22 protein-coding genes and 1 other annotated feature are annotated in these 26,387 nt (G+C 38.4%); of the genes, 3 read left to right on the top strand and 19 right to left on the bottom strand.

What is annotated here, in order from left to right; all coding sequences use genetic code 11:
• Positions 1 to 39 precede the first annotated feature (39 nt).
• The 8 genes from R8923_RS00370 to pyrH all read right to left on the bottom strand — a co-directional run bounded on the left by R8923_RS00370 (position 40) and on the right by pyrH (position 11,684).
• Positions 40 to 4,374 carry a PolC-type DNA polymerase III gene (locus tag R8923_RS00370; RefSeq protein ID WP_485870776.1) on the bottom strand — a complete coding sequence of 1,445 codons (4,335 nt, stop codon included), beginning with the start codon at positions 4,372 to 4,374 and terminating at the stop codon, positions 40 to 42.
• An 84-nt stretch (positions 4,375 to 4,458) separates the two neighbouring features.
• Positions 4,459 to 6,165 carry a proline--tRNA ligase gene (locus R8923_RS00365; RefSeq protein WP_485870775.1) on the bottom strand — a complete coding sequence of 569 codons (1,707 nt, stop codon included), beginning with the start codon at positions 6,163 to 6,165 and terminating at the stop codon, positions 4,459 to 4,461.
• A gap of 48 nt (positions 6,166 to 6,213) precedes the next feature.
• Positions 6,214 to 7,476, bottom strand: coding sequence for an RIP metalloprotease RseP (gene rseP, locus R8923_RS00360; protein WP_485870774.1), 1,263 nt, complete (start codon positions 7,474 to 7,476; stop codon positions 6,214 to 6,216).
• A gap of 18 nt (positions 7,477 to 7,494) precedes the next feature.
• A complete protein-coding gene (gene dxr / locus R8923_RS00355; protein WP_485870773.1) occupies positions 7,495 to 8,637 on the bottom strand; it encodes a 1-deoxy-D-xylulose-5-phosphate reductoisomerase in 1,143 nt (380 codons plus the stop codon).
• 14 nt (positions 8,638 to 8,651) lie between these two features.
• Positions 8,652 to 9,440, bottom strand: coding sequence for a phosphatidate cytidylyltransferase (locus tag R8923_RS00350; protein ID WP_485870772.1), 789 nt, complete (start codon positions 9,438 to 9,440; stop codon positions 8,652 to 8,654).
• A 14-nt stretch (positions 9,441 to 9,454) separates the two neighbouring features.
• Entirely contained in the window at positions 9,455 to 10,213 is a 759-nt protein-coding gene (gene uppS / locus R8923_RS00345; RefSeq protein WP_485870771.1) for an undecaprenyl pyrophosphate synthase, read from the bottom strand.
• 184 nt (positions 10,214 to 10,397) lie between these two features.
• On the bottom strand, positions 10,398 to 10,955 hold the full coding sequence (gene frr / locus R8923_RS00340; protein WP_485870770.1) for a ribosome recycling factor: 558 nt from the start codon (positions 10,953 to 10,955) through the stop codon (positions 10,398 to 10,400).
• A complete protein-coding gene (gene pyrH / locus R8923_RS00335; protein WP_485870769.1) occupies positions 10,956 to 11,684 on the bottom strand; it encodes a UMP kinase in 729 nt (242 codons plus the stop codon).
• Positions 11,685 to 11,896: 212 nt separating this feature from the next.
• On the opposite strand from pyrH, the gene R8923_RS00330 reads away from it, so the two are divergent.
• Positions 11,897 to 12,325: a VOC family protein gene (locus tag R8923_RS00330; protein WP_485870768.1), complete on the top strand. Its 429-nt coding sequence runs from the start codon at positions 11,897 to 11,899 to the stop codon at positions 12,323 to 12,325.
• A gap of 281 nt (positions 12,326 to 12,606) precedes the next feature.
• Here the strand turns inward: R8923_RS00330 and R8923_RS00325 are convergent, their stop codons facing one another.
• The 11 genes from R8923_RS00325 to R8923_RS00275 all read right to left on the bottom strand — a co-directional run bounded on the left by R8923_RS00325 (position 12,607) and on the right by R8923_RS00275 (position 24,713).
• Positions 12,607 to 13,227, bottom strand: a complete 621-nt coding sequence (locus tag R8923_RS00325) for a hypothetical protein (protein ID WP_485870767.1) — start codon at positions 13,225 to 13,227, stop codon at positions 12,607 to 12,609.
• Between the two features lie 496 nt (positions 13,228 to 13,723).
• On the bottom strand, positions 13,724 to 14,059 hold the full coding sequence (locus R8923_RS00320) for a hypothetical protein (protein WP_485870766.1): 336 nt from the start codon (positions 14,057 to 14,059) through the stop codon (positions 13,724 to 13,726).
• Between the two features lie 254 nt (positions 14,060 to 14,313).
• Positions 14,314 to 15,201: a translation elongation factor Ts gene (gene tsf / locus R8923_RS00315; RefSeq protein ID WP_485870765.1), complete on the bottom strand. Its 888-nt coding sequence runs from the start codon at positions 15,199 to 15,201 to the stop codon at positions 14,314 to 14,316.
• 80 nt (positions 15,202 to 15,281) lie between these two features.
• Positions 15,282 to 16,040 (bottom strand): 30S ribosomal protein S2, encoded by a 759-nt coding sequence (gene rpsB / locus R8923_RS00310; RefSeq protein ID WP_088809888.1) that lies wholly within the window; start codon positions 16,038 to 16,040, stop codon positions 15,282 to 15,284.
• A 265-nt stretch (positions 16,041 to 16,305) separates the two neighbouring features.
• Complete coding sequence (locus R8923_RS00305) at positions 16,306 to 17,124, bottom strand: YwqG family protein (protein WP_485870764.1); 819 nt, start codon at positions 17,122 to 17,124, stop codon at positions 16,306 to 16,308.
• Between the two features lie 96 nt (positions 17,125 to 17,220).
• Positions 17,221 to 19,632 (bottom strand): leucine--tRNA ligase, encoded by a 2,412-nt coding sequence (leuS, locus tag R8923_RS00300; protein ID WP_485870763.1) that lies wholly within the window; start codon positions 19,630 to 19,632, stop codon positions 17,221 to 17,223.
• 72 nt (positions 19,633 to 19,704) lie between these two features.
• Positions 19,705 to 19,900 (bottom strand) — a binding site (T-box leader).
• A gap of 51 nt (positions 19,901 to 19,951) precedes the next feature.
• Positions 19,952 to 21,145, bottom strand: coding sequence for an FtsX-like permease family protein (locus tag R8923_RS00295; RefSeq protein WP_485870762.1), 1,194 nt, complete (start codon positions 21,143 to 21,145; stop codon positions 19,952 to 19,954).
• Complete coding sequence (locus R8923_RS00290; RefSeq protein ID WP_485870761.1) at positions 21,138 to 21,734, bottom strand: ATP-binding cassette domain-containing protein; 597 nt, start codon at positions 21,732 to 21,734, stop codon at positions 21,138 to 21,140. The genes R8923_RS00295 and R8923_RS00290 overlap by 8 nt, the downstream gene beginning before the upstream one ends.
• A gap of 4 nt (positions 21,735 to 21,738) precedes the next feature.
• On the bottom strand, positions 21,739 to 22,632 hold the full coding sequence (locus R8923_RS00285) for a hypothetical protein (protein WP_485870760.1): 894 nt from the start codon (positions 22,630 to 22,632) through the stop codon (positions 21,739 to 21,741).
• Positions 22,633 to 22,673: 41 nt separating this feature from the next.
• Positions 22,674 to 23,189, bottom strand: coding sequence for a hypothetical protein (locus R8923_RS00280; protein WP_485870759.1), 516 nt, complete (start codon positions 23,187 to 23,189; stop codon positions 22,674 to 22,676).
• Between the two features lie 126 nt (positions 23,190 to 23,315).
• Entirely contained in the window at positions 23,316 to 24,713 is a 1,398-nt protein-coding gene (locus R8923_RS00275) for an amino acid permease (RefSeq protein WP_485870758.1), read from the bottom strand.
• 134 nt (positions 24,714 to 24,847) lie between these two features.
• On the opposite strand from R8923_RS00275, the gene mnmL reads away from it, so the two are divergent.
• The gene (mnmL, locus tag R8923_RS00270; protein WP_485870757.1) at positions 24,848 to 25,804 is read left to right on the top strand and encodes a tRNA modification radical SAM protein MnmL/YtqA; all 957 of its coding nucleotides are present in this window, start codon (positions 24,848 to 24,850) and stop codon (positions 25,802 to 25,804) included.
• Positions 25,801 to 26,373, top strand: coding sequence for a tRNA 5-(aminomethyl)-2-thiouridylate-methyltransferase MnmM (gene mnmM, locus R8923_RS00265; RefSeq protein WP_485870756.1), 573 nt, complete (start codon positions 25,801 to 25,803; stop codon positions 26,371 to 26,373). The genes mnmL and mnmM overlap by 4 nt, the downstream gene beginning before the upstream one ends.
• Positions 26,374 to 26,387 lie beyond the last annotated feature (14 nt).

Below are 26,387 nucleotides of genomic sequence, written 5' to 3'. Positions count from 1 at the left end.
ACGCCTAAGATTACCATATATCATCAGCCTAAGCTTACTTTAAAATAAAGACAACTGATTTTGATCAGGCAGACCGTCTAAACAGCCTTGATCATCCATATATTGAATAATTGTTTTTGAAACTTTTCCGCGTTGCTGTAAATCCTCTTTTGATAAAAATTCACCATCAAGGCGTGCCTCAACAATTTGTTTGGCTACGTTCGTCCCAAGACTTGGAATCGCATTAAACGGCGGAATGAGCGTATCACCTTCAATGATAAATTCATCTGCAGTAGATTTATATAAGTCTACTTTTTGGAATTTAAAGCCACGTGCTAGCATTTCATTTGAAATTTCAAGCACCGTAAGCAAGTTTTTCTCTTTCGTACTCGCCTCAAGCCCTTTATCGTTAATTTCTTTCATAACAGCGCGCACTGCTTCTCGTCCATTGACCATTGCCGTTAAATCAAAATCGTCTGCGCGAACGGAGAAGTAAGTCGCATAAAAGTAAAGCGGATGATGAACTTTAAAATACGCAATTCGAACGGCCATCAGTACATAGGCAGCCGCATGGGCTTTCGGGAACATGTACTTGATTTTTTTACAAGAATCGATGTACCAAGCAGGTACTTTATTTTCAATCATCGCCGTTTCCATTTCTTCCGTTAAGCCTTTCCCTTTACGCACAGATTCCATGATTTTAAACGCAAGCGAACTGTCTAAGCCTTGATAAATTAAAAATACCATAATATCATCACGACAACCGATTACATCAGGGAGCTCACAAATTTTGTTTTTTATAAGTTCTTCTGCATTGCCAAGCCATACATCTGTCCCGTGAGAAAGACCAGAAATTTGTACGAGTTCAGAAAATGTTGTTGGTTTTGTTTGTTCGAGCATTTGCCGTACGAAACGTGTTCCAAATTCCGGGATGCCTAACGTTCCTGTTTTTGAATCAATATCTTGCGGGGTAACACCAAGTGATTCAGTCCCACCGAATAATTTCATGACTTCTGGGTCATCGGTTGGAATCGTTTTTGGATCAATTTCACTTAAATCTTGCAACATCCGAATGGCAGTCGGATCATCGTGTCCAAGTATATCGAGTTTTAACACGTTATCATGAATCGAGTGGAAGTCAAAATGCGTTGTTTTCCACTCTGAATCTGTTGCGTCCGCTGGGAATTGCACCGGTGTGAAATCATAAACATCCATATAATCCGGAATTACGATAATACCGCCCGGATGCTGTCCAGTTGTACGTTTAACACCCGTACACCCTGCGACGAGTCGGTCCACTTCTGCTCCGCGAATATTCATATTCATATCTCGTTCATATCCGCGAACAAAGCCGAAAGCGGTTTTCTCCGCAACTGTGCCGATTGTTCCCGCACGATATACGTAGTCCTCACCGAAAATTTCCTTCGTGTACGCATGCGCAACGGGTTGATAGTCACCAGAGAAGTTTAAATCAATATCGGGTACTTTATCCCCTTTGAAGCCTAGGAACGTCTCAAACGGAATATCCTGCCCTTCTTTTTGATATTTCGTTCCACAGTGCGGACAAACTTTATCTGGGAGGTCAAAACCAGAGCCAACAGACCCATCGTCAAAAAACTCGGAATGCTGGCAGTTCGGACACAAATAATGCGGCGGGAGTGGATTTACTTCGGTGATTTCGGTCATAGTAGCTACAAAAGACGAACCAACAGACCCACGAGATCCTACCAAGTAACCATCATTGAGTGATTTTTTAACAAGCTTATGGGAAATTAAATAGATAACCGCAAACCCGTGTCCGATAATACTTTTTAATTCCTTTTCAAGACGCGCTTCCACAATTTCAGGCAGCTTTTCGCCGTACAATTTGTGAGCCATCTCATAGCTCATGTTGCGGACTTCATCTTCAGCGCCTTCAATTTTAGGTGTATAAAGTTCATCTTTAATCGGCTTTAATTCCTCTATCCAGTCGGCAACGAGATTAGAATTCGCTACAACAATTTCATGCGCCTTCTCACTTCCTAAAAAACTAAATTCAGCAAGCATTTCATCCGTTGAACGGAAGTGCACATCTGGCATTTCCGTTCGATTTAAAGGATTCGCACCGCCCATAGAATGGACTAAAATTTTACGGTAAATTTTATCATTTGGGTCTTTATAATGCACATTTCCAGTCGCCACAACAGGTTTTCCAGTTTTTTCTCCCACTTTGACAATATTTTTCAAAATTTCTTCTAATGCTTTCTCATCGCGAATCATTTCGCGTTCAATAAGCGGGGCATAAACGGGTTTTGGTTGAACTTCAATGAAATCATAAAAACCAGCCACCTTTTCAGCCTCAGCCATACCTTTTTGCATCATAGCTTCAAACAGCTCACCTTGGCTACAAGCCGTCCCCACAATTAAGCCTTCACGCAATTTTTGCAGCTGTGAGCGCGGAATACGCGGCACACGGAAGAAATAATTCAAATTAGACAGCGTAACCAGTTTAAATAAATTCTTTAAACCCTCAGGAGTTTTAGCATAAATGGTCGCGTGGAACGGGCGTGCACGTTTGTAAGCGTCGCCTTCTCCCATATAATTGTTTAGCGCGTCGTGAAAATCAATATCATGCATTTCCTTTGCATCTTTAATAAGTTTCCACGCCAAATATGCCGTTGCTTCAGCATCAAAAATTGCGCGGTGATGCTGTTCGAGTATAATGTTGAACTTTTTCGTCAGCGTATTTAGTCGGTGGTTTTTAAAGTGCGGATATAAAAATCTGGCTAACTCAAGCGTATCAATTACCGCATTTGGTGCGTCAGGCAACCCAATTTTACGGTATGCTGTGTTGATGAAGCCCATATCAAATGATGCGTTATGGGCAACTAAAATGTCATCACCGCACCAATCACGGAAGTTTTTCAAGACGACTTCAATCGGGTCGGAACCTTTCACCATATCGTCTGTAATCCCTGTTAAATTAATTGTTGTTGCCGAAAGTGGATGACCAGGGTCAATAAACGCTTCAAATTTATCAATGACTTCCCCGTTATACATTTTAATGCCGGCAAGCTCGATAATCGTATCGTAAACTGCGGAAAGCCCTGTTGTCTCAACGTCAAACACCACATAAGTTGCATCTTTTAACCCTGTATGTTGGTCGTTATAAGCAATTGGAACGCCGTCATCAATTAAGTTGGCTTCAATACCATAAATCATCTTGATGCCGTTTTTCTTACCAGCCGCATAAGCTTCTGGGAACGATTGTGCCGCTGCATGGTCTGTAAGCGCTATGGCTTTATGTCCCCAATCCGCTGCTTGTTTTGCTAAATCACTAATGGAATTTGTCGCATCCATTTGACTCATGTTCGTATGCAAATGTAATTCAACACGTTTCTCCTCTGCTTTATCCTGACGAATTTTTGGCGCAATTTCATTAATATCTTGAGCCATCATAATTAAGTCACGGACAAATGTATCATTTTGCACGCTTCCACGAACTTTTACCCACATACCTTTTTTAAGGTTTTGAAACATCGCCGCATCATCATTATCGCGTGAAAACATTTTAATAATCATGGAACTTGTATAATCTGTTATTTTAAATTGAAGCAGGCTCCTACCACTCCGAAGCTCGCGAATTTCCGTCGCAAAAATGTAACCTTGCACCGTAATACGGCGCTCCTCATCATAAATATCGCCTAACCGCTTCACTTCTTCATCATCTTTAATTTTATAACCAATTTGGAACGGACCTTCAAGCGGTGCAGCCTGAGTATCAGAAGACGCTGCCTCCATCTGGCGCTTTTGCATCACCTGAACGGCTTCTTGTGCCTTCATCGCATCCTCTTCTTGTTTCGCCTTCGCAAATGCCTTATAAGCTTCCGTTTCCTCTTGAGCTAAAATATTCATCCGGAAAGCAAGACGCGGGAATCCCGCATCACGGTAGGCGTCTAGAATCTGATTTTGAAAGCTCTGCGCTATTTTAGTTTGCTCCATTTCATTATGAACCGAAATCTCCAAAAAATGCGGCTCTTTCAAAGTCGGTTTTTGCTCCATCAACACCTGACCAATCATTGGTGACGTTTTAAAAATCGGCTCGATAATCATGTTCCAGTAATCTTGAATGAGCGCTTCTTCCAAGCGCGCATCGGTTGTTATAATTCGCAGTTTTGTTTCCGCAATCTCACTAAATGCACGTTTCATCCCCGTATCAAGCATTTGATAGAACTCTTGCGGGAAAATTCGCGCCGTTTTTAAATGGAATTGCCATGTTTTCGTCGCTTTATCTGCTATCAATTTTTCAATCTGCGTTTCATTCGTGTAATCAGTAAAAGTCGACACGTCACTTAACCCAACTTGTTCTAAAAGAAGTTTAAATCGTTCTTTTTTATCCTGTTCTGTAGCACTCAATTTCTGACACTCCTTCCAGAAAATTTGAAAAGTACCTTACAAAAGCCAAGGTACTTTTCCGTCATCTCTATTGTACTAAAAAAATCAGTTTTCGCCAAAAAGAATTGGTAGCGTATTTAAAAGTTCATCCTGGCGCACTTCAATCATTTCGCCCGTCTTCCGAATTTTCACTTCCACAATTTCTTCCGCAGCTTTCTTCCCGACCGTTACACGAATTGGTAAGCCAATCAAATCTGCATCCGCAAATTTCACACCAGCGCGCTCACTTCGATCATCAAGCAACACACTGTAACCCGCTTCTTGAAGTTTCGTATAAAGCTCTTCCGCAAATTCGCGCTGCTCATCACTCTTCATATTTACAGGAATCAAATGAATATCAAACGGCGCAATTCCTTTTTCTAGGACTAAACCGTTATCATCATGATGCTGTTCTGCTATCGCAGATAAAAGTCGCGATACGCCAATTCCGTAGCAGCCCATAATTAGTGGGTTGGCACGACCATTTTCATCAAGAAAAGTGGCATTCATCGCTTCACTATATTTTGTTCCTAGTTTGAAAATGTGTCCCACTTCAATACCTTCAGCGAATTTAATAATACCTTGTCCGTCAGGCGATAAATCTCCAGCTTGAATCATCCGAAGATCAAAGTAGCTACTGACCGTAAAATCACGTTCTGGATTCACATTGATATAATGATAGTCATTTAGGTTTGCACCTGTTGCAACATTCACAACATCTGCGACTGCATTATCCGCATAAATGCGAATCGAATCTGGTACACCAACAGGTCCAAGCGAACCAAAATCTGCGCCAAGAAGTTTAGTCGCAACAGCAGGATCTGCCAGTTCTACACTTTTAGCATCAAGCGCATTTTTAATTTTAATGTCATTTACCTCATGGTCACCCCTGACGAGCACCATAATGATTTCGCCATCTACATCAAACAACATCGATTTCAATGTTTTTTCAATTGGAATTTCTAAAAACGAAACAATATCTTCAATTGTCCGTTTTAAAGGCGTTGCCACTTTTTCAAGTTCAGCTTCTTTTTCATGTGACTTTTTCTCCATGTGTAAAACAGGCGCCATTTCAATGTTCGCCGCATAATCCGAAGCATCACTATACGCAATTGTGTCCTCACCAATTTCTGAGAGCACCATAAATTCTTTTGTGTCTTTCCCACCAATCGAGCCAGAATCCGCAATCACCGCACGGAAATCTAATCCACAGCGCGTAAAGATGTTGCTGTAAGCTTCATACATTTTTTCGTATGTTTCATCTAAACTTTCCTGTGTGGCGTGGAACGAATAGGCATCTTTCATAATAAATTCTCGACCACGTAGCAAACCAAAACGAGGACGTTTTTCATCCCTAAATTTTGTTTGAATTTGGTAAAGTGTGATTGGTAAACGCTTATATGAATTAAGTTCATCACGAACGAGTGATGTAATGACTTCCTCATGAGTTGGTCCAAGCGCAAAATCACGCGCATTGCGGTCTTGAAGGCGCATTAATTCAGGTCCATAATCGCTATAGCGCCCCGATTCTTTCCAAAGTTCAGCAGGTTGTAAAGCTGGCATCAAAAGTTCGGATGCCCCCGCACGATTTAATTCTTCACGAATAATTTGTTCGATTTTTTTAAGCGTTAAGTGTGCAAGTGGCAAATAGCTATAAATCCCACTTGCAACTTGACGAATAAAACCTGCGCGGAGTAATAGCTTATGGCTCATTACTTCTGCATCAGCAGGTGTTTCCTTTAAGGTTGGAATAAATGTCATTGTCTGACGCATGAAAAACACTCCCTAATTTTTAAAATCATTCCCCTTGCACTATTGGTTCTAGAAAAAGGCACGTTGGATGTCGTTCCAAGTGACAAGAATCATTAGAACCATAAGTAGTGCAAATCCGATAAAGTGAATCATTCCTTCTTTTTTCGGATCAACTGGTTTTCTTCTAATTAGCTCATAAGCAAAGAATAAGAGCCTTCCACCGTCTAAAGCTGGAAGTGGCAGTAAATTAACAATCCCCAAATTAATACTAAGAACTGCCGTCCAGTTTAGTAGCGTTAAGAAACCATAACTAACAACTTGTTCCGTGCTCGTATAAATCCCAACAGGTCCATTCAACATATCGAGTGAGAAACCGCCTGTAATCATGTTACCGAGAACCGCAAAAATTTGCGAAATCCAGTACCATGTTTGCGTAAACCCATAACTGATTTTAGCGCCAAATGAATCGTCAGTTGGAGACCCAACGCCAATTTTCCCAACTTCCTTGCCTTGTTCTTTCACCGAATCAGGCGTCACATGAATATCTTCTGTTTTTCCGTCGCGGTTTATTTTAAAGTCTAAATCCTTGCCTGGGTTTTCCGACACGATGGTCACAATATCCGACCAGGAATCCGTTTTTTTACCATTAATTGATTCGACTTCATCGCCTTGTTTTAAGCCAGCAGTTTGAGCGGGACTATCCGGCATGACCTTTCCAAGTTCGCTGTCATTTGTCACAACACCACCTTGAACAAAAGCAAGCGCCGTAAAAATAAGAATGGCTAAAATGAAGTTAAATAATGGGCCCGCAAAAATTGTCGCAGCGCGCTTCCCGAGCGACTTCGAGCCGAAGGAGCGATCATATGGCACAATTTGCGTTTCAATTTTCCCGTCAATAATGACCGCATCTCTTGCGACTTCATAACGGACTTTTTTTGTTTCATCAAAATCTTCAAAGCCTTCGATGAATAAATCTTTTTCAAGATCTGCATTTGAGACTTCAAGCGGTTGGGCGTTAACGTGCTGGTCTTTCCCATTTACGATAATTTTTTCGACCTTTTCATCCTCAGAAAGCTCCAAGCCAATGCGAAAGCCTGGTTTGAGCGAAATTTCTTCGCCGTCCTCCCCGGCCATGCGTACGTAACCGCCAATGGGAAGTAAACGAATCGTGTATTGTGTTTCTTTCTTTTTATAAGCAAATATTTTGGGACCAAAGCCGATTGAAAAATCTTTTACCATGATGCCTGAACGTTTGGCTAGTAAAAAGTGCCCTAATTCGTGAAAAAAGACAATTAACCCAAAAACAAATATAAATGCAATGATGGTTGTCAAACTCGTTTCACCTCTATCCTATAAAAGTGTTTTCACGTATGCACGTGTTTCCTGATCTACTTGAAGTATCGTGTCAAGCGACGGATTTTGAATAACATTATGATTATGCATCGCATTCTCAACAACAGCCTCAATACCTTGGAAGGCAACTTGCCCGTTTAAAAAGCCTGCAACAGCAATTTCGTTTGCAGCATTTAAAACCGTCGGCATTGTTCCACCCATTTTACCAGCTTGAAATGCTAATTTCAATGCCATGAAGCGGTCAAAATCAACTTTTTCAAAATGGAGTGCCCCGTATTTAGTAATATCAAACGGTTCACCAAACGAAATAGAATCGCGCTCTGGATAGGTTAAGGCATATTGAATTGGAATGCGCATATCTGGTGTTCCTAGCTGGGCAATCAAACTGCCATCAACAAATTCGACCATTGAATGCACCACACTTTCACGATGAATAACAACTTCAATGTCATCGTAGTCCATATCGTATAACCAGTGCGCTTCAATGACTTCAAGTCCCTTATTAAACATCGTCGCCGAATCAATTGTGAGTTTATTTCCCATGTTCCAGTTTGGATGATTAAGCGCTTCTTTCACGGTCACATCTTTTAACTCTTCACGTGTCTTATCACGAAAACTACCGCCGCTAGCTGTTAACACAATTTTAGCAACAGATTTCTGGTTTTCGCCATTTAATGCCTGAAAAATAGCTGAATGTTCGCTATCTACGGGTAATAGTTTTACATTATGTTTCGCTGCTGCCGCCATAACAAGGTGTCCTGCTGTGACAAGTGTTTCTTTATTTGCAATCGCAATTTCTTTCCCCGCCTCAATCGCATCTAAGGTAGGAAGGAGACCGACGCTACCAATCACGGCATTCACGACAACATCACCTTCTGGAAAAGTGGCAATCTCTCTTAAACCAGCGATGCCGTAAGAGAACTGAATGCTTGGAAATTCTGCCCGCAACGTTTCAACATCACGTTTATTTTGCACTGATACTTTTTTAGGCTGAAATTCTGTCATAATTTTTCGCCCGAGTTCCACATTCCTTCCAAATGAAAGTGAAACAATTTCAAATTTTTCGGGGTGCTCGCGAATAATTTCAAGTGTTTGTGTTCCAATTGATCCCGTCGCACCTAGTAAAATAATTTTTTTCATAGTCACATCTCCATTTAAATAATTTGAAGTATATGTAGAAGTGGCAATACAAAGAGCAGGCTATCAAAACGGTCTAAAATCCCGCCGTGACCTGGTAAAATTTTGCCAGAATCCTTCACGCCGTAATAGCGTTTCAATGCAGATTCAACAAGATCACCTAGCTGTCCAAAAATTGATAAGACAACAAGACCTAATAAAATAACAGTGATGGATAGCGGTAAATCTGCGAAGTAGTAAAAGCCACCTGCAATAACTAATGCGCAAATAATACCACCAATAAATCCTTCAACCGTTTTATTCGGGCTAACGTGTGGCGCTAGTTTATGCTTCCCAAATTGACGCCCGATAAAATAGGCACCTGTATCGGTTGACCAGACAATAAGTAATGCAAAAATCACATAATATAAACCTGCATCACGCGTTAAAGATAAATAGTGGAAACCAAATCCCACATAAATAGCTGAAAGTAGTGCCACACCTGCTTGATCAAAATGGAACTTATTACGCGAAAAAACCGTATAAGCTAATAAAATTGCAATTCCAATAAAAAGAAGTTCCATTTTCGAAAGGCCTATTTCTGTAAAAAAAGTTAAATAGCGGTCTGGAACGGTCACAACCCATGTTAGTAAAATCGTTATGATCCCGTTCACAGAAAAAACAGGTTGTTTCACCATCATTAAAATTTCATATACAGCAATTGTTGCTAATAACAAACTCATTAGTTCAAAAGGAATTCCCCCGATAATTACAAAAGGAATAAAAACTATGAGTGCAACAATTGCTGTAATTATTCTTGTCTTCACGTATTTTGTCCTCCCTATAGACCACCGTACCTCCGTGATCGATTTTGATAATCAATCATCGCTTGTAGGAAATCTTCTTCTTTAAAATCAGGCCAATGAACCTCGGTAAAATAAAATTCACTATACGCAAGCTGCCAAAGCATAAAATTACTTAGTCGTAGTTCGCCACTTGTCCGTATCAATAAATCTGGATCACCTAATCCACGGCTCATTAAATGGTTATCAATATCTGCCTCTGTAATCTCAGCCGGATTCTTACCAGCAGCAATTAGCTCCCGAATGGCCGCTTTTGTCGCTGATACAATTTCTGCTCGTCCTCCGTAATTGAGCGCAAAATTAAGCACAAGCCCCGTGCAGTCTTTCGTCGCCTCGATAGCTCCTTCAACTGATTTAAGCGTATGAGCTGGCAAATTTTCACGGTATCCCATAATATTTACGCGAACATTTTCTTCTACCAGTTCAGGTACAAATGTATCAAAGAACTCCACTGGTAACTTCATTAAGAAATCCACTTCATCAGTTGGCCTTTTCCAATTTTCTGTTGAAAAAGCATACAATGTCAACACATCAATGCCCAGACTGCTAGCATATTTCGTGATTTTTTTAACGACATTCATACCTTCTTTATGACCAGCTATGCGTGGTAAAAAACGTCTCTTTGCCCATCTTCCATTGCCATCCATAATAATTGCGACATGCTTTGGAAGAGGAATTTCTGTTGAAAGCTCGCTATCTATAAAATTTTCGTTTTGTCCAAATAGCTTCTTAAACATTTTATATCCTCCAATAGAGATGCCATTTTTATGCGCACATCTATACTTATAATATCAAAAATCCCGCCATTTATGTACTAAAATTTTCATGTGGAAGATGAGATTTTCATGAGAATAAATAATAAGAAAAAGCATTCCTCCCCTTCTCAAGTTAGAAGAAAAGGAACGCTTTCCACTCTCAACATTACACTTCTAAGATTTCAGCTTCTTTGTTTTTAGCAATTTCGTCGATATTTTTGATGCTTGCATCTGTTAGTTTTTGTACATCGTCTGTGTATCCACGCAAATCATCTTCTGTAATATCGCCCGCTTTTTCAATCTTTTTAAGTTCATCATTTGCATCGCGGCGAACATTTCTTACAGCTACTTTTGCTTCTTCTGCTTCTTTTTTCACTTCTTTTGCTAGTTCCAGGCGGCGTTCTTCCGTCAATTGTGGAATCGTTAAACGTAAAACGGAACCGTCATTGTTTGGCGTTAAACCTAAGTCGGATTTTAAAAGTGCTTTTTCGATGTCACCAATGATATTTTTATCAAAAGGTGTAATCAAAAGCATGCGCGCTTCTGGAATGGAGATACTTGCCATTTGGTTAAGTGGCGTTGGCGCCCCGTAATATTCGACTTGAACGCGATCTAAAATTGAAGCATTCGCGCGACCAGCGCGGATTTGTCCAAGTGTACGAACTAAAGCTTGTTCGGCTTTTTCCATTTTTTCTTTTGAGCTTTGTAAGATTTCTTTACTCATTTAGTTCTTCCCCCTAACAGTTGTCCCGATTTTTTCACCGAGAATAACTCGTTTAATATTGTTTTCATCTTCCGCAAACGAGAACACGATTAGCGGAATATCATTGTCCATACTTAGCGATGAAGCTGTTGAGTCCATCACTTGGAGTCCTTCTTTGATAACATCTAAGTAAGATAGCTCATCATATTTTTTCGCTGTTTCATCCACTTTTGGATCCGCGCTATATACGCCGTCCACATTGTTTTTAGCCATTAAAATGACATCTGCTTCAATTTCAGCCGCACGAAGCGCTGCAGTTGTATCTGTCGAAAAATACGGATTTCCAGTTCCGCCAGCAAAAATGACAACACGTCCTTTTTCAAGATGGCGAATCGCTTTACGACGAATATACGGTTCAGCAATTTGACGCATGTCAATTGAAGTTTGCACGCGCGTTGCCACACCCACATTTTCTAAAGAATCTTGCAAGGAAAGAGAGTTCATGACTGTCGCAAGCATGCCCATATAATCAGCTGCCGCACGGTCCATGCCCATCTCGCTTCCAAGTTTCCCGCGCCAAATGTTTCCGCCGCCAACAACGATTGCCACTTCAACACCTAACTCGACTACTTCTTTTACTTGTTTAGAAATCGCATTCACTACATTAGGTTTAATACCAAAACCCTCCGTACCTGCTAATGCTTCACCACTTAATTTGAGTACTACGCGTTTATATTCTGGGGTATCCATAAAAACCTCCACTATTCATTCTTTTTCGAGATAAGTTATTTCTTTATCCACCATTATCTATTCTACTAGAAAAACCAACATTACAAAAGCTTTTTTATATAAAAATAGAAAAAATATTTAGGCTTTGCTTTTTTGTGTAATTTGGAGCATTTTTATTTTTCTAATTTTCAAAAAACGTGGTATACTGTTAACAAACAAAAGGAGGAATGATAATGGTTTGGACTGTACCCTATTTAATTTTTGATGGCACGGCAAATGACGTCTTAGAATACTATAAAGATGTATTTGAAGCGGATAACAGCGGCGTTCAGCGTTATGGTGACATGGAAGATTTTTCTGGAAATGATTTAGCGGCAAAACGCCTAATTCATGGTTGGCTTGCAAAAGATGGAGTTGATTTCCTACTCTTTTCTGATGCTCCTGAAGGCATGATTACAGCAGAAGGCGACACAGTCACAATTGCATTTATGTTCCAAGACGAAGATTCTTTAAAAAGATCATACGACAAATTGAAAAGTGAAGCGAAGGACGTGCATATGGAACTCCAAGAAACATTTTGGGGCGCTATTTATGCGAATCTAACGGACAAGTACGGTGTGCACTGGCAGCTTAATTATCAGAAAGAGACATTACCGAGGTAAATATTTTCAAAAAAGCCGATTTGTTTTATTAAAAATTCCTAATCAAATAGGATAACATTAAATTAAAATAAGCAAAAATCTAGTCAAATTCATTTTTTAAATGATATCACTGGATTTTTGCTTTTTTAGAATTACATTTTATTTCATTCTATTTCTAAATTTATCGATTTACATGTGCGAATTACGAGGATAAGAGAAAGTGTGATAGTGTAAAAAAACATCCTCTTATTTATAAAGATAAGGGGATGAAGTTTGAAATAATTTATTTAATATATATTAAACTACCACATCTGCTTAGTTTTTGAAGTCTTCTTGACAAGCTTAGTTAGTTTAGAATCTGTATAGTAGTAAGAATCATATTTATAAAACTGATATCCACTAGTTCTATATTGCTTAACTCTCACATAAAGTGTTTTTGCCCCCATTGATCTAGCAGCATCAATTATGCCTACAATGCCGTAAATAGGCCCTACAATTGGCATAAATGAACAGATGCCTAAAGCAATACTTCTAAGGTTCCCTTGAGTTGTAGTGTTATATTTATAGGTTTGAACATATATCCATTTACTAGCACGGAGCAATGTAGGTGTGGCATTATCATTCTGCTCAACATCTGCCTCTATTTCCAATTCCCCATCAGCGTACACATTCCCCTCATTATCTATATGTATATCTTCAATTTCCCCATTCTCTAATGTAAGTGAACCATTCGACTCATCATCCATTTCTAAAGTAACAATCTCTCCAGTACTTTTGTCTTCCAATGTAATTCTATTATCCCTTTGAATTAATTTCAAACTTTCTCCATCATAGATTTCATCTTCCTCTGCTTTAGCGGAAAACGGTGTTACTGTCAAAAATACAAGTGTTGTAATTATCAAAAAGCTAATATATTTTTTCATGTTAAAACGTCTCCTATTTCTTTGTTGTCAAACATCTACGATATAAAAACCAATTAAATATTGTACCACCTACAAATAATATTCCTGCAACCCATATAAATTGTTGATTTAAATACACATATGCTATATATAGCGATAAAATCAACACGAGGATAGTCCCGAAAAAAAGGCCAATCATTTTGTTACGCATTATTTATCTCCTCCTTTTTATTTGTGATACAAGTTAATTTTATCACAAATAAAATTCTAAAAACGAAAAACTCCCTGAAGTGTTCGGTTTTAGTCCTAAATAACCTATGTAAGCATAATTTCCAGGAAAATTGAACATTTTTCAGAATAAAAAATTTAAATAATTTTAATATTCAGTATAATTAAATAACAAAAAAGTATTATGGATTATATATTCATCTAAAACTAAATTATACTAAAACGACTCCATGATATTCATACTCAAATATTTCAATTTCTATTCACTTTTATTTGTTGACAAAAAAGATTACTTATTATAATTTCTAGTACGATTTAAGCACAGTGACAGAATAAAAACAATCATGTACACTAATACAAAAATCATAAAGAAATTGTAGAGTACGGAGAACCAGTGAATGGTAACACCTGTATTTCCATGAAAGAAAACTTCAATAAAACCACTTTTATTCCCGACATCGCTACTCACTGTTAGCCAGTCTACGAGCCCTCCAAATTCATATAAATAGCTAGCACCTTTAGCACCGTCTATAATAGCAAATGTAGGTGGAAAAATGAAAAGTGTTACTGGCATCAATAAACAGCTTAGAAACAAGATGTTGATAAATTTCTGCATTTTTTCCATAGCAATCTCCCTTGATTTCTATTTTCTTAATGCTATCATAAAATGAAGATAAAAGCATGATGTATAATTCTTTTTATGCAAACAAACTCCCCATAACCCATTAGTCAACTCACTAAGTTTATTTTCTCTTTAATTCAATCAAAACGCAATTCGAGGATTTTTTAGGCTCTCATAAAAATCACCAAATAATTCAGCCTTTATTAAAACAAAAACCCGCTATTCTTAACAAATAACGGGTTTTAAATCAACTATAATTAATCTTTTTTCACTTGATTCATAACTTCTTCTACAAAGTTATCTTCTTTTTTCTCTAAGCCTTCGCCGACTTCAAAGCGAACGAATGATGCAACCGTTGCACCGTTTTGTTTCACGTATTCGCCAACAGTAATGTCAGGATTTTTAACGAAAGGTTGGTCTAAAAGGGAGATTTCACTCAACCATTTAGTTAAGCGACCTTCCACCATTTTCTCAACGATTTTTTCAGGTTTGCCTTCGTTTAGAGCTTGTTGCGTTAAAATTTCTTTTTCGTGTGCGATTTCAGCAGCATCTACATCGTCACGAGAAATGTATTTTGGATTAATAGCAGCGATGTGCATCGCAACATCTTTTGCTACTGATTCCTTATCAGTACCTTCAAGAAGTGTTAAAACGCCGATACGTCCACCCATGTGAATGTATTCGCCGAACGCATGGTTGTCAGCTTTTTCTTTGATTTCAAAACGACGAAGTGAAATTTTTTCACCGATTTTTGTAATTTGTTCAGTGATGTAATCTTGAACAGTTACGCCACTTTCAATTTCAGTTTTTAAAGCGTCGTCTAAGTTATCTGGTTTAACAGCTAACAAATGATTCGCTAATTTATCTACTAAGGCAATGAAGTTATCGTTTTTAGCAACAAAGTCAGTTTCAGCATTGACTTCTAAAACAACAGCATGTTTCGAGTTACTTACAACGTGAGTCATACCTTCAGAAGCAATACGGTCACCTTTTTTAGCTGCTTTCGCAATTCCTTTTTCACGAAGATAGTCGATTGCTTTATCCATATCTCCATCAGTTTCTACTAACGCTTTTTTACAATCCATCATACCTGCGCCAGTTTTTTCACGTAATTCTTTTACCATTTGAGCAGTAATGTTTGCCATTTTATTTTCCCTCCAATAGTTAACTTTTAAAAAAGGTGATAAGTTAAATCTCTTATCACCTCAGAATGTTTCATCAAAAATTAAGCTTCAGTAGACTCTTCCGCCTTCACTTCTTCAGTAGATTGAACTTCTTCTACAGGAGCTTCAACGTTTTCTTCGCCTTGGTTGACTTCGATGATTGCATCAGCCATTTTAGCAGTTAATAGTTTAACCGCACGAATCGCGTCATCGTTTGCAGGGATTACATAATCAATTTCATCAGGATCACAGTTAGTATCTACAATACCGATGATAGGAATATTTAATTTACGAGCTTCTGCTACTGCGATACGCTCTTTACGAGGGTCAACGATGAACATTGCATCAGGAAGACCTTTCATATCTTTAATACCGCCCAAGAAGCGCTCTAATTTTTCTTTTTCTTTTTTCAGAAGAACAACTTCTTTCTTAGGTAAAACTTCGAAAGTACCGTCTTCTTCCATTTTTTCGATTTTTTTAAGGTGTTTAATACGCTTTTGAATTGTTTCAAAGTTTGTAAGCGTTCCACCTAACCAACGATGGTTTACAAAGTATTGACCAGAACGTTCCGCTTCTTCTTTAACAGAATCTTGCGCTTGTTTTTTAGTACCAACAAAAAGGATAGTCCCGCCGTCAGCAGCAACTTCACGCATGAAGTTGAAAGCTTCGTCTACTTTTTTAACCGTTTTTTGTAAATCGATGATGTAAATTCCGTTACGTTCCGTGAAGATATATTTCTTCATTTTTGGGTTCCAACGGCGTGTTTGATGTCCAAAGTGAACACCAGCTTCTAATAATTGTTTCATTGAAATAACAGGCATGTTATTCCCTCCTATGGTTTTATTTTTGCGACAAGTCGCCCTCCGCAATCGTTCATCCAAACAAAAGACTTGAAAAGTCAAGCACCCTCTCATTTGTCACAATGCGTGTGTGATTTAACACCGTCTACTAATATAACATAAAACAAGAGGATTCGTCAAGATTATCACGGATGTTAAATCTCCTATTCAGTATGTTTTTTAAAATTTTTCACAAAAATAAAATTCCGCTCATTTCCTTTGGTAAAACTATACATCTAGTGCTTGCTTAGTAACAATCCCAATTATATAAGACACGACTAAAATCTTTCTTCTTTAAATCTTCTTTTGAAATGAAAAAGTTCCCAATTCCAGAATCTCCCCACATGATTTCACCATCGCCAATTTTTTCAGTATCTAATTGAAAAAGCAATTCGGTTTCTGTAACATGTTTTTCATATTGTCTTGGGTCTTCTTGTGTGAAAAAAGGATAGCCGCCAATAAGGCTGCCTGCAACTGGAATGTGTTCATAAATAGCGTCCATAATATCATCCGCTTTTTCTAAAAAAGCATCTTCATAAAATTCATAGGCGTTTTTCCCATAAGCTTTAAAAAAATCATAACTATTAGAAATAATGACTCGCGATTCTATTTGACCTGTCATTTTAAATTCATCCGATACAATTTTGTATAACTCTTCCTTTTCAAATACAGTGAAAAGGGCATCTTGTTCCTCTCGCGTATAACTTATTTCATTTAATTCCGCAAAATAAAGAACTCGAAAACCATCCGTATTTTTTTGATTTTTAAAATCAAGCCCGATTAAATCATCATACATATCCACATAAAAAGCGAGCAAGCCTTGTTGAGGAAAGTTTTCTAAAAAGGGCATCTCTTCAAAGTTAATTTGTGCAAGAAGTGATAGCGGCATCCCTTTCTTATTTACTGGATAATTCACTGATTTAGGCAAATATCCTCTTCCTCCTGCTTTGCTTGTTTTTAAATCTAATAGTCCTTCATCTACAAACGATAATTGAATAGCTTTTTTTTCATTTTTTAAAAAATCTTGGATAAATGGCTCTGGAATGATGTTTTTTAACTGTTCCATGTTTTTTCCTCCTAAACGTTTTATCTCCCTTACAAACAGTTCCAAATCCTCTTGTAATCGTCTCATTTCCTAAAAAAGAGGGGTCTCCCCCTCTTTTTAATTTGCGACAATATTGACAAGTTTTCCTGGTACGGCAATTACTTTGCGAATTGTCTTACCTTCTAGTTCTGCTTGGATGCGCTCATTTTGCTTAGCGAATGCTTCTAGTTCTTCTTTTGGCATTGCTTTTGCAACAATTGCTTTCGCTTTCACTTTGCCGTTCACTTGAAGCACAATTTCTACTTCATCTTCAATTAGTTTTGACTCATCAAACGTCGGCCATGCTTCGTATGCAATAGATTCTTGATATCCGAAAATGGACCAAATTTCTTCTCCTACATGCGGCGCAATTGGAGCAAGCAATTTTACGAAGCCTTCTGCATATGCTGTTGGAATAGTGTCTGCTTTATACGCTTCATTCACAAAAATCATTAGCGCTGAAATCCCAGTGTTAAAACGCAGATTTTCGTAATCATTCGTCACACTTTTCACCATTTGATGGTACGCACGTTCAAGTTTGCCATCGTTTTCTTTCGTCACTTTCGCTTGCAAATTGCCTGCGTCAGAAACAAAAAGGCGGTACACCCGGTCAAGGAACTTACGCGCACCTTCAAGCCCGTTTTCACTCCAAGCGATAGAAGCTTCAAGTGGTCCCATGAACATTTCATACAAGCGTAGCGTGTCCGCTCCGTATTTTTCAACGACTTCATCTGGGTTGACAACATTACCGCGAGATTTAGACATTTTCTCGTTATTTTCTCCCAAAATCATTCCTTGGTTAAAAAGTTTTTGGAATGGTTCTTTTGTAGGAACAACCCCAATATCATATAGGAATTTGTGCCAGAAACGTGCGTATAGCAAGTGAAGAACTGCATGCTCCGCTCCGCCAATATACACATCAACAGGTAGCCAAGCTTTCAATTTTTCTGGATCTGCAATTTTATCCGCATTTTTCGGGTCGATGTAGCGCAAGAAATACCAGCTAGAACCAGCCCATTGTGGCATCGTATTCGTTTCGCGACGACCTTTTCGACCATTTTCATCCACCACATTTACCCAATCGGTCAAATTCGCAAGTGGTGATTCGCCTGTACCAGATGGCTTAATTTCCGTTGCTTTAGGCAAAAGAAGTGGCAACTCATTTTCAGGAACGAGTGTTGTTTCCCCGTCCTCCCAGTGGATAACGGGAATTGGTTCGCCCCAGTAACGTTGGCGACTAAAAAGCCAATCACGCAAACGGTATGTTGTTTTTCGTGTACCCGAGCCATTCGCTTCTAGCCAATCACAAACTTTTTGAATAGCATCTGCTTGGTTCAAACCGTTCAAGAAGTCAGAATTTACATGTTCTCCGTCGCCACTATAAGCTGCTTTAGAAACATCTCCACCCTTCACAACTTCCACAATTTCAAGATTAAATTGTTGCGCAAATTCGTGGTCCCGTTCATCGTGCCCTGGAACTGCCATCACAGCGCCTGTACCGTATTGAATGAGTACATAATCAGCAACCCAAATCGGCATTTTAGAGCCATTAACTGGGTTTATCGCATAGGCTCCCGTAAAGACACCTGTTTTTTCTTTGGCTAAATCAGTACGTTCTAGTTCGCTTTTTAGTTCCACTTTTTTGCGATACGAAATGACGGCCTCTTTTTGTTCTGGTGTCGTAATAACATCCACCAAGTCATGCTCTGGTGCCAATACAGCATACGTTGAACCAAAAAGTGTGTCTGGACGTGTCGTGAAAACAGCAAACGATTGATTCGCGCCATCAATTGCAAAATTGACTTCTGCCCCAGTTGATTTACCAATCCAATTGCGCTGCATATCCTTAATATTTTCAGGCCAATCGACAAGCTCCAAATCATCTAGCAAACGATCCGCATACGCCGTAATTTTAAGCATCCACTGGCGCATTGGTTTCCGAAAAACAGGATGCCCACCGCGTTCACTTTTCCCGTCAATAACTTCCTCATTAGCAAGCACCGTTCCAAGCGCTGGACACCAATTCACTGCGACTTCTGCTTCATAGGCCAATCCTTTTTCATACAATTTTTCAAAAATCCATTGTGTCCATTTATAATAACCTGGATCTGTCGTATTAATTTCGCGCTCCCAGTCATAGGAGAATCCAAGCGATTTAATTTGACGTGTAAAGTTTTCAATATTGTGAGCCGTAAATTCAGCTGGATCGTTCCCTGTATCAATCGCATACTGTTCAGCTGGCAAACCAAATGCATCCCAGCCCATCGGATGAAGCACATTATACCCTTGTGCACGTTTCATACGCGACAAAATATCTGTTGCCGTGTAACCTTCTGGATGCCCAACATGTAGCCCAGCACCAGACGGGTATGGAAACATATCTAGCGCATAAAAATTTTCCTTATCAGCATCACTCGTCGTGCGGAATGTTTTCTTCTCATCCCAATATTTTTGCCATTTTGGTTCAACTACTTTATGATTAAAACTCATTTTTACTCCCTCTCTCTACCTATTTTTTGAGATGCACAAAATAAAAAGTCCTCCGCCCCAATAGCATAATTGCTATGGGACGAAAGACTGTTTCTTCCGCGGTACCACCCAAATTAGTGACATTCACTCAACTTTTATCATCCTTAACGCGGATAACGTGCGAATTTTTGTAAAGGCAAGTTCACCCGTCCCTTTGTTCAGCTCGCACCAACCGCTGACTCTCTAAGCAAAAGAAAATCGGACTACTACTCCTTTTATCGCATCTCATTTTGAAGTTAGCTTTATTGTAGCCGATTTTCACACTTTTGGCAAGGCGGTTCTAATCAAATTCTCTACCTTGTTTCAGCAAATCTAAGAAGTCCGTATTAGCTAACCGATTAATCTTACCTAAATAAATAATGAGAATAATTACTCCATAAATAAACACATCCATTATTATTATACTCATCGCAATATAAATCGGCACTTCAAAAAATGGTAACAAGGATATTAGCATAAAAATCACTGAACTTATAGCTACACCAATTCCATAATTCCGACTAATAATGTTTAAATAGATATGCGAAATATCGTTATTTTGATAACCCAGTAGTTTCAAAATAGCGATTTCTTTTTTGTTTGCATTCAAAAAATTAAAAGTTAGGAAAGCTATACTCGTTATCGAAGCTAGCAAAATGATAGATCCTATAATAAATAATAGCAATTCCCCCATCCTTAGATTAGCTGTAAAGTTAGAAAAATTACTAAACGTATAGCTTGTATCATAACCTAAATTTTTCAAAGCTAGCCCCATTTGGTCTACATCCGTTGTGTTACTCACATAGACGATAATTTTTTCCAAATTTTGCTCTTTATTATATGCTAAATCATTCTCACTTTTAGCATAAATCACTTTTAATATCTGATCAAATTCATCTAAGTTAACATAGGCACGATGAAAGGGAGTAGAATTAATGAATAAAGGATTGTCGGATTTAGCTCCTTGAATGGCTGCATATTTAAGCACTTCATAATCATTAGAACTTATACCACCATTCTTTTCTTCAATAATTGGAACTTGGAGCTCAAGAGATGAATTTCTTGATTTCAAAACAGCCATAGTTCCATTTTTTAAATCTATTTTGTCCCCGATTAAAAAATCTAGTTCTTTATCTATACCTGTTATAAAAACAGGTCGTTCATCGCCAGATAACTCCATTCCTATTTTCAAACCGTATACCGGATATGCAATCCCTTTTTTATTTATTCTCTTCTCTTTAAAATGTTCATTTATTATCTCCACATCTTCTCTTACAATCTCTTCAGTGACATTTTTTTGAGTTTTACTCAAGATTTCAATAACTTTGACATTGTTATTTTTTAAATAATCTTGATTAATTTGAAAATATTGATTGGCTAAGTATAGTAATATGCAACTTACAATCAAGAGAGAGAAAATAAATATAATTTGTGATAATTTTAATGATTGGTAGGTTTTTTTTCTAAATAAACGCGCGACTAGTTTTCTATTCATTCACATGACCGTCCTTCATGATGATTACTTTATCTGCGAAGTTTTTAATTTCATTATCATGACTCGCAATAATAACTAATTTCTTTTGAGATAAATGTTTAAGATATTTCATAATTACCCTCTTGTTATGCGCATCGAGCTCAGACGTTGGTTCATCTAAAAGTAGTAAATTCGCCTCCCCTAGCATCGCACGAACAAAAGCAACTCTCTGTTTTTCTCCTCCTGAGAGAATCGAGACTTGTTCTTTCAATAATTCTTCAATACCTAAAAGTTTACACAAGCCCAATAGTTCATGCTCATAATTTTTCTTATCTATAGTTGTCGCCTGGAGCTTAATAATTAGATTTTCTTCCACAGACAGATTATAGAAAAGCATGTCTGTTTGCATCATGTATGTGACTGTGTGATTACTTATTGTCACATTACCCGAATCAGGTTTTTCTAACGATGCTAACAAGTTCAAAATGGTTGTTTTACCACTACCACTTTTGCCATATAAAATAAATAGACCATGATTAGGCAACTCAAATGACACATTCTCTAAACCAGAAGATCGAAAATTTTTTTTGACATTCTCAAATTTTATCATTTGTTTATCTCCCACCTAATTCATAGACATTATCTACTGTAAAAAAACTTACTTTATTATTTTCTTCTTGATAACCTAAATAATCGCTATGCCCCAACAGAATCGTATTTGTAGACATGTCTTCCACAATGAATTTTCCATCTATCATTACTTGCAAGATATATTTATCCGAAATAACCTTCGCTAGTACCGTCTCTTTATTTAATTTTTTTATTTGCCTTATACCACTATATAAATAATTTTGTTTGCTATAAACAACTTCTTCTTTATTAGTACTGAGCGCACTTTCATTTACATCAGAAGCAATTAAGTCAAATTTAGATAACGATTTATTCGTTTTATAAAGATTCGCCACATCATTTTCATGTAGTAACGTATAGATATCTCCTTGGTTCGTTGATATTCCCGAAAAAACTTTTTTAGCCTTATCACTCAGTGCTAAATTCAATTTTTTTATTTTCCCAGAGCTATTAATTTCTACTACATCTACGAGTTCATTTGTATTACCAGAATAACTAACAATCATAAACAAGTACTCATCAAAAATGTTTGCTAAAGGAAAAATAGCTTCCTTATCATCATTTAAACGATATACATTACTGTAAGAATCGCCTGTTTTCTTTAATATTTCAAATTTATTTGATATCGAATTTCCTGAAGTAATGTACTTGGCAGTTTTAAAAAACATATATTGAAACTGATTATCGCGTGTATCCCAAGGTTCTAAAGCTAATTTTTTGCTCCTATCAAATTTAATTAGCTTGGCTCCGTCGTACACAAGCGTGACATTTTCATCCCCTGCAGTACTATTATTTTTCTTATCGTCTAAGTTTTCAGAACATCCAGACATTATTAGTACTATAAGTAGCGATATTAAAAAGCTTATTTTCTTTTTCATTTTTTGCTCCAATGTTGTTATTTTTTGTAGGGCTAATTCATTTAAATAGAAGCAGTTATTTCATACGGCTTTTTATCACCAGACAATCTGACACGAGCCGTATTCATCACAAAAACAGTATTATTTCTATAGTCTCGATACGGTGCGAAAGTAGCATTAGATCTCCAGCTAGATGTTTTAGCACCATTTGTATTTATCCAGTACGCTGTTTTTGAAACAGTTTGCCAGCTACTACTAGCTCCAGCACTGGCTCCTCCAGAGGAAGTACCAATATTCAAACTTGCACTTTTCCGAAGTGAGGCTCCCGTCCTAAAAGTCGTTTTAATTTCAGTCACCTTTTTCGAACCACTATAAACAGCAGAAACTTGATAACTATATTTTCCAGTGTTACCTGAAGTGCTTGGATAATTACTGCGCCAAACATTAGAAGTTATTTTCCCTTTTTTCCCTGGTATTGAATAAGAAGTTGCATCAGTAGCAGCTTTTGTTGTGGTTGGGGCCACTAATGCTGAAAAAAATATTGCAAAAATAATCATTGTTGTCATTTTGTTTTTCATTCTTGTACCCCTTTTCATTGTTTAAGCCTTTAGCCCTGCATTTTCATTTTACTGCAAAAAACTAAATTGGGCAACTTGTGTACGATTTTACACAAAAAAGCTATTAAACGTCTGACAGTGTCTATTTTATTTCACTGTTTTCTTCATTAGTGGATAAAGTATAAAGCCAAGCAGGAACAAGCCCAGACTAAGGCCGAATACGACTAGATTTTCCGTGCCGCTTTTAATAATCCATGCGCTATAAATTAAAGCAAGCAGTGCGACGATACCATCTGTGACACGTTTTGTGCGCGCTGAATGCTCATAGCTAGAACCAGTTAGTACGAGTTTCAATTGGAAAATTGGTGAAATGAAATATTGTACAAGAAAAGCAAGTGTCGAAACTTTTACGACAAAATCATATGCGACAGCAATGCTCCCAGATAGCGTTGATAAAATAAATAACTGTGAGGCCAAACAAGTTAGAACGAGCGCTCGAACTGGCGTGCCATTTTTATTTGCTTTTTTTAAATAAGGTAAGAATAGACCGTTTTTGGCTGCTTGGTGAGGCGCTTCTGAACTAAGCATAATCCAGCCAATTGTTGAGCCGAAAAGGCAAATGAGCACTAAAATTGCCATCACAGCGGATCCACCGCTTCCGATAACTGAATTAAGCGCATCAGCAAGTGGACTCGCGCTACCGAGTAGTTCTTCTTTTGGAATGAGTCCGAGAGTTAAAACGGAGATGGAGATGTACAACAAGACGGAAATTACCAGACCAGAAATGGTTGCTGCTTGAATAGTGCGTCCTGATTTGGCACGTCCAGCAAACATCATTGCTGATTCGATGCCAATAAATGCCCAAAGCGTCACAATTGCGGCTTTGTTTACTTGCGATAGAAGCCCATTTGCAAGTCCATTCGCATCATAAACGGGGTGATAAAACGCGCCCATTTTGGCGGACTGAAAAGCGAAGACGGCCACGATAATAAATAGAAAGAAGCCAATGACTTTCGCAGTGGTGGCGATTAAATTGATTTTTCCTGCTGCGCTTACGCCGCGTGAAATGGTGAGCGCCACGCCCCAAAGTAAGACGGAACACACGAAAAATGTAACGAGCTGTCCTTCTGTTATCTGAAAGCCTCCGATTTTAACTAACGTATCAGTACTGTTTAATATAGGGAAAAACACGGATAAATAGCCGGCAAACGAGGTGATAATTGACACGTTTCCAGCCCAGTTGGCCACCCAGTAGCTCCAAACAGCAATAAAACCAGCCATCTGTTTCGCATTTTGATTTTTAAATAAAGCATAGGCATGACTTTGTGCGCCACTTGTTAAATCAGGTCTTTTAACCGCCAAATTTCCAAAAACAAGGGCAATCATTAAAACACCGAGTCCGGTAATGGACCATGCGAGTAAAATTGCAAGCGGGCTTGCGACTTCTGCCATTTGTCTTGGCAACATAAAGATGCCAGAACCTATCATATTTCCGATGACGAGGGCCGTTAAGATAAAAAAGCCCATTTTCTTTTTTTGCGACATAATTGTGACTTCTTTTTGTTTAACGTATTATCACTTTACCATAAGAAAGCATAACTAAATATAGCAAACTTTATTTTATGCGTCAACTATTTGTGGTAAACTTAACACATTGAATAAAAAGGAGTAGAAGTATTGTGACACAAGTAAATCCCTTCCCTTATAGCCGCGATAACAAGCGGTACCATACGTGGAATTATTGTCTCCGCGAACAATTTGGTATGAAAATTTTTAAAGTAGCTCTTGATGGCGGTTTTGATTGCCCTAATCGTGACGGCACAGTGGCACGCGGCGGTTGCACTTTTTGTAGCGCTGCTGGTTCTGGCGATTTTGCTGGTGATAGAAACTTTGACTTGAAAACACAATTTGATGACATTCGGGGTAAAATGCACCATAAATGGAAAGACGGCAAATATATTGCTTTCTTTCAAGCCTTTACAAACACCCATGCCCCCGTCTTTGTTTTACGTGAAAAGTATGAAACGGTTTTAAATGAGGAAGGTGTTGTTGGGCTTTCGATTGCAACGCGCCCCGATTGTTTGCCAGATGATGTTGTGGAATATTTGGCGGAGCTTAATGAACGCACTTATTTATGGGTGGAGCTTGGTCTTCAATCAGCTCACGATGAAACGGGGAAACTGATTAATCGGGCTCATGACTATGATACTTATTTGGAAGGTGTCCAGAAACTGCATGCCAAAGGTATTCGCGTTTGTACGCACATTATTAATGGTTTGCCAAAAGAAACACCTGATATGATGCTTGAAACTGCACGAAAAGTTGCTGAAAGCGGTGTTGAAGGTATTAAAATTCACCTCCTCCACCTTTTGAAAGGCACGCCAATGGTTCAGGATTATAAGCGTGGCGACCTCCAGTTTTTGACGCAAGAAGCCTATGTGAAGCTCGTTTGTGACCAACTTGAGCTTTTACCAAAAGAGATGGTTATCCACCGCATCACGGGTGACGGCGGTGTTAGCGATTTAATTGGTCCAATGTGGAGTTTGAATAAGTTTGAGGTGCTAAACGCTATCGACCGAGAGCTCGTCTTTCGTGATAGCTATCAGGGCAAATCTTTTTCGGGGGTAAAGGCATGAATTTAGATGGTATTCTCCCCTTTAGTCATGGTTTACTGAAAAAAATCATTTTCCCTGGTGATGTAGTGATTGATGCGACTTGTGGCAACGGCCATGACACGCTATTTCTTGCTAATTTAGTCGGCACAAATGGTACGGTATACGCGTTTGATATTCAACATGATGCGATTCAAAATACAAGTGAGAGACTGAAAGAAGCCAATTGCTTAGCGCAAGTGAAGCTGCTCCAAAAAAGCCATGCGGAAATCGAAAATTGCGTCCCCCTGCCAATTAAAGCGGCCATCTACAACCTTGGCTACCTTCCAGGTGGTGATAAGTCCATTACGACACTCAGCGAAACAACGATTTTAAGCATCCAGCAGGCGCTCGCAAAGCTCCGTCCTGGTGGCCTTGTCATCTTAGTCATCTATCATGGTCATGATGCAGGCAAAGCCGAAAAACAAGCTGTCCTAAACTATGCTGAATCCTTGTCGCAAAAGGACTTTCATGTTCTCAGATACGGTTTCATCAACCAGCAAAACCACCCACCATTTATTGTGGCAATCGAAAAAAAAGAGCGGAAAAATTAATTTCCGCTCTTTTT

The sequence above is a fragment of the Listeria tempestatis genome (assembly GCF_963575625.1).
GTDB lineage: Bacteria > Bacillota > Bacilli > Lactobacillales > Listeriaceae > Listeria > Listeria tempestatis.
Note: the sequence above shows the minus strand (reverse complement) of the source record. Positions and strands in the feature narration are given on the sequence as shown.

Bases quoted from the DNA above. Each gene is read 5' to 3' on its own strand.
- R8923_RS00365 (WP_485870775.1), bottom strand. From the start codon at position 6,165: ATGCGTCAGACAATGACATTTATTCCAACCTTAAAGGAAACACCTGCT.
- dxr (WP_485870773.1), bottom strand. From the start codon at position 8,637: ATGAAAAAAATTATTTTACTAGGTGCGACGGGATCAATTGGAACACAA.
- uppS (WP_485870771.1), bottom strand. From the start codon at position 10,213: ATGTTTAAGAAGCTATTTGGACAAAACGAAAATTTTATAGATAGCGAG.
- frr (WP_485870770.1), bottom strand. From the start codon at position 10,955: ATGAGTAAAGAAATCTTACAAAGCTCAAAAGAAAAAATGGAAAAAGCC.
- pyrH (WP_485870769.1), bottom strand. From the start codon at position 11,684: ATGGATACCCCAGAATATAAACGCGTAGTACTCAAATTAAGTGGTGAA.
- R8923_RS00330 (WP_485870768.1), top strand. From the start codon at position 11,897: ATGGTTTGGACTGTACCCTATTTAATTTTTGATGGCACGGCAAATGAC.
- R8923_RS00325 (WP_485870767.1), bottom strand. From the start codon at position 13,227: ATGAAAAAATATATTAGCTTTTTGATAATTACAACACTTGTATTTTTG.
- R8923_RS00320 (WP_485870766.1), bottom strand. From the start codon at position 14,059: ATGGAAAAAATGCAGAAATTTATCAACATCTTGTTTCTAAGCTGTTTA.
- tsf (WP_485870765.1), bottom strand. From the start codon at position 15,201: ATGGCAAACATTACTGCTCAAATGGTAAAAGAATTACGTGAAAAAACT.
- rpsB (WP_088809888.1), bottom strand. From the start codon at position 16,040: ATGCCTGTTATTTCAATGAAACAATTATTAGAAGCTGGTGTTCACTTT.
- R8923_RS00305 (WP_485870764.1), bottom strand. From the start codon at position 17,124: ATGGAACAGTTAAAAAACATCATTCCAGAGCCATTTATCCAAGATTTT.
- leuS (WP_485870763.1), bottom strand. From the start codon at position 19,632: ATGAGTTTTAATCATAAAGTAGTTGAACCAAAATGGCAAAAATATTGG.
- R8923_RS00295 (WP_485870762.1), bottom strand. From the start codon at position 21,145: ATGAATAGAAAACTAGTCGCGCGTTTATTTAGAAAAAAAACCTACCAA.
- R8923_RS00290 (WP_485870761.1), bottom strand. From the start codon at position 21,734: ATGATAAAATTTGAGAATGTCAAAAAAAATTTTCGATCTTCTGGTTTA.
- R8923_RS00285 (WP_485870760.1), bottom strand. From the start codon at position 22,632: ATGAAAAAGAAAATAAGCTTTTTAATATCGCTACTTATAGTACTAATA.
- R8923_RS00280 (WP_485870759.1), bottom strand. From the start codon at position 23,189: ATGAAAAACAAAATGACAACAATGATTATTTTTGCAATATTTTTTTCA.
- R8923_RS00275 (WP_485870758.1), bottom strand. From the start codon at position 24,713: ATGTCGCAAAAAAAGAAAATGGGCTTTTTTATCTTAACGGCCCTCGTC.
- mnmM (WP_485870756.1), top strand. From the start codon at position 25,801: ATGAATTTAGATGGTATTCTCCCCTTTAGTCATGGTTTACTGAAAAAA.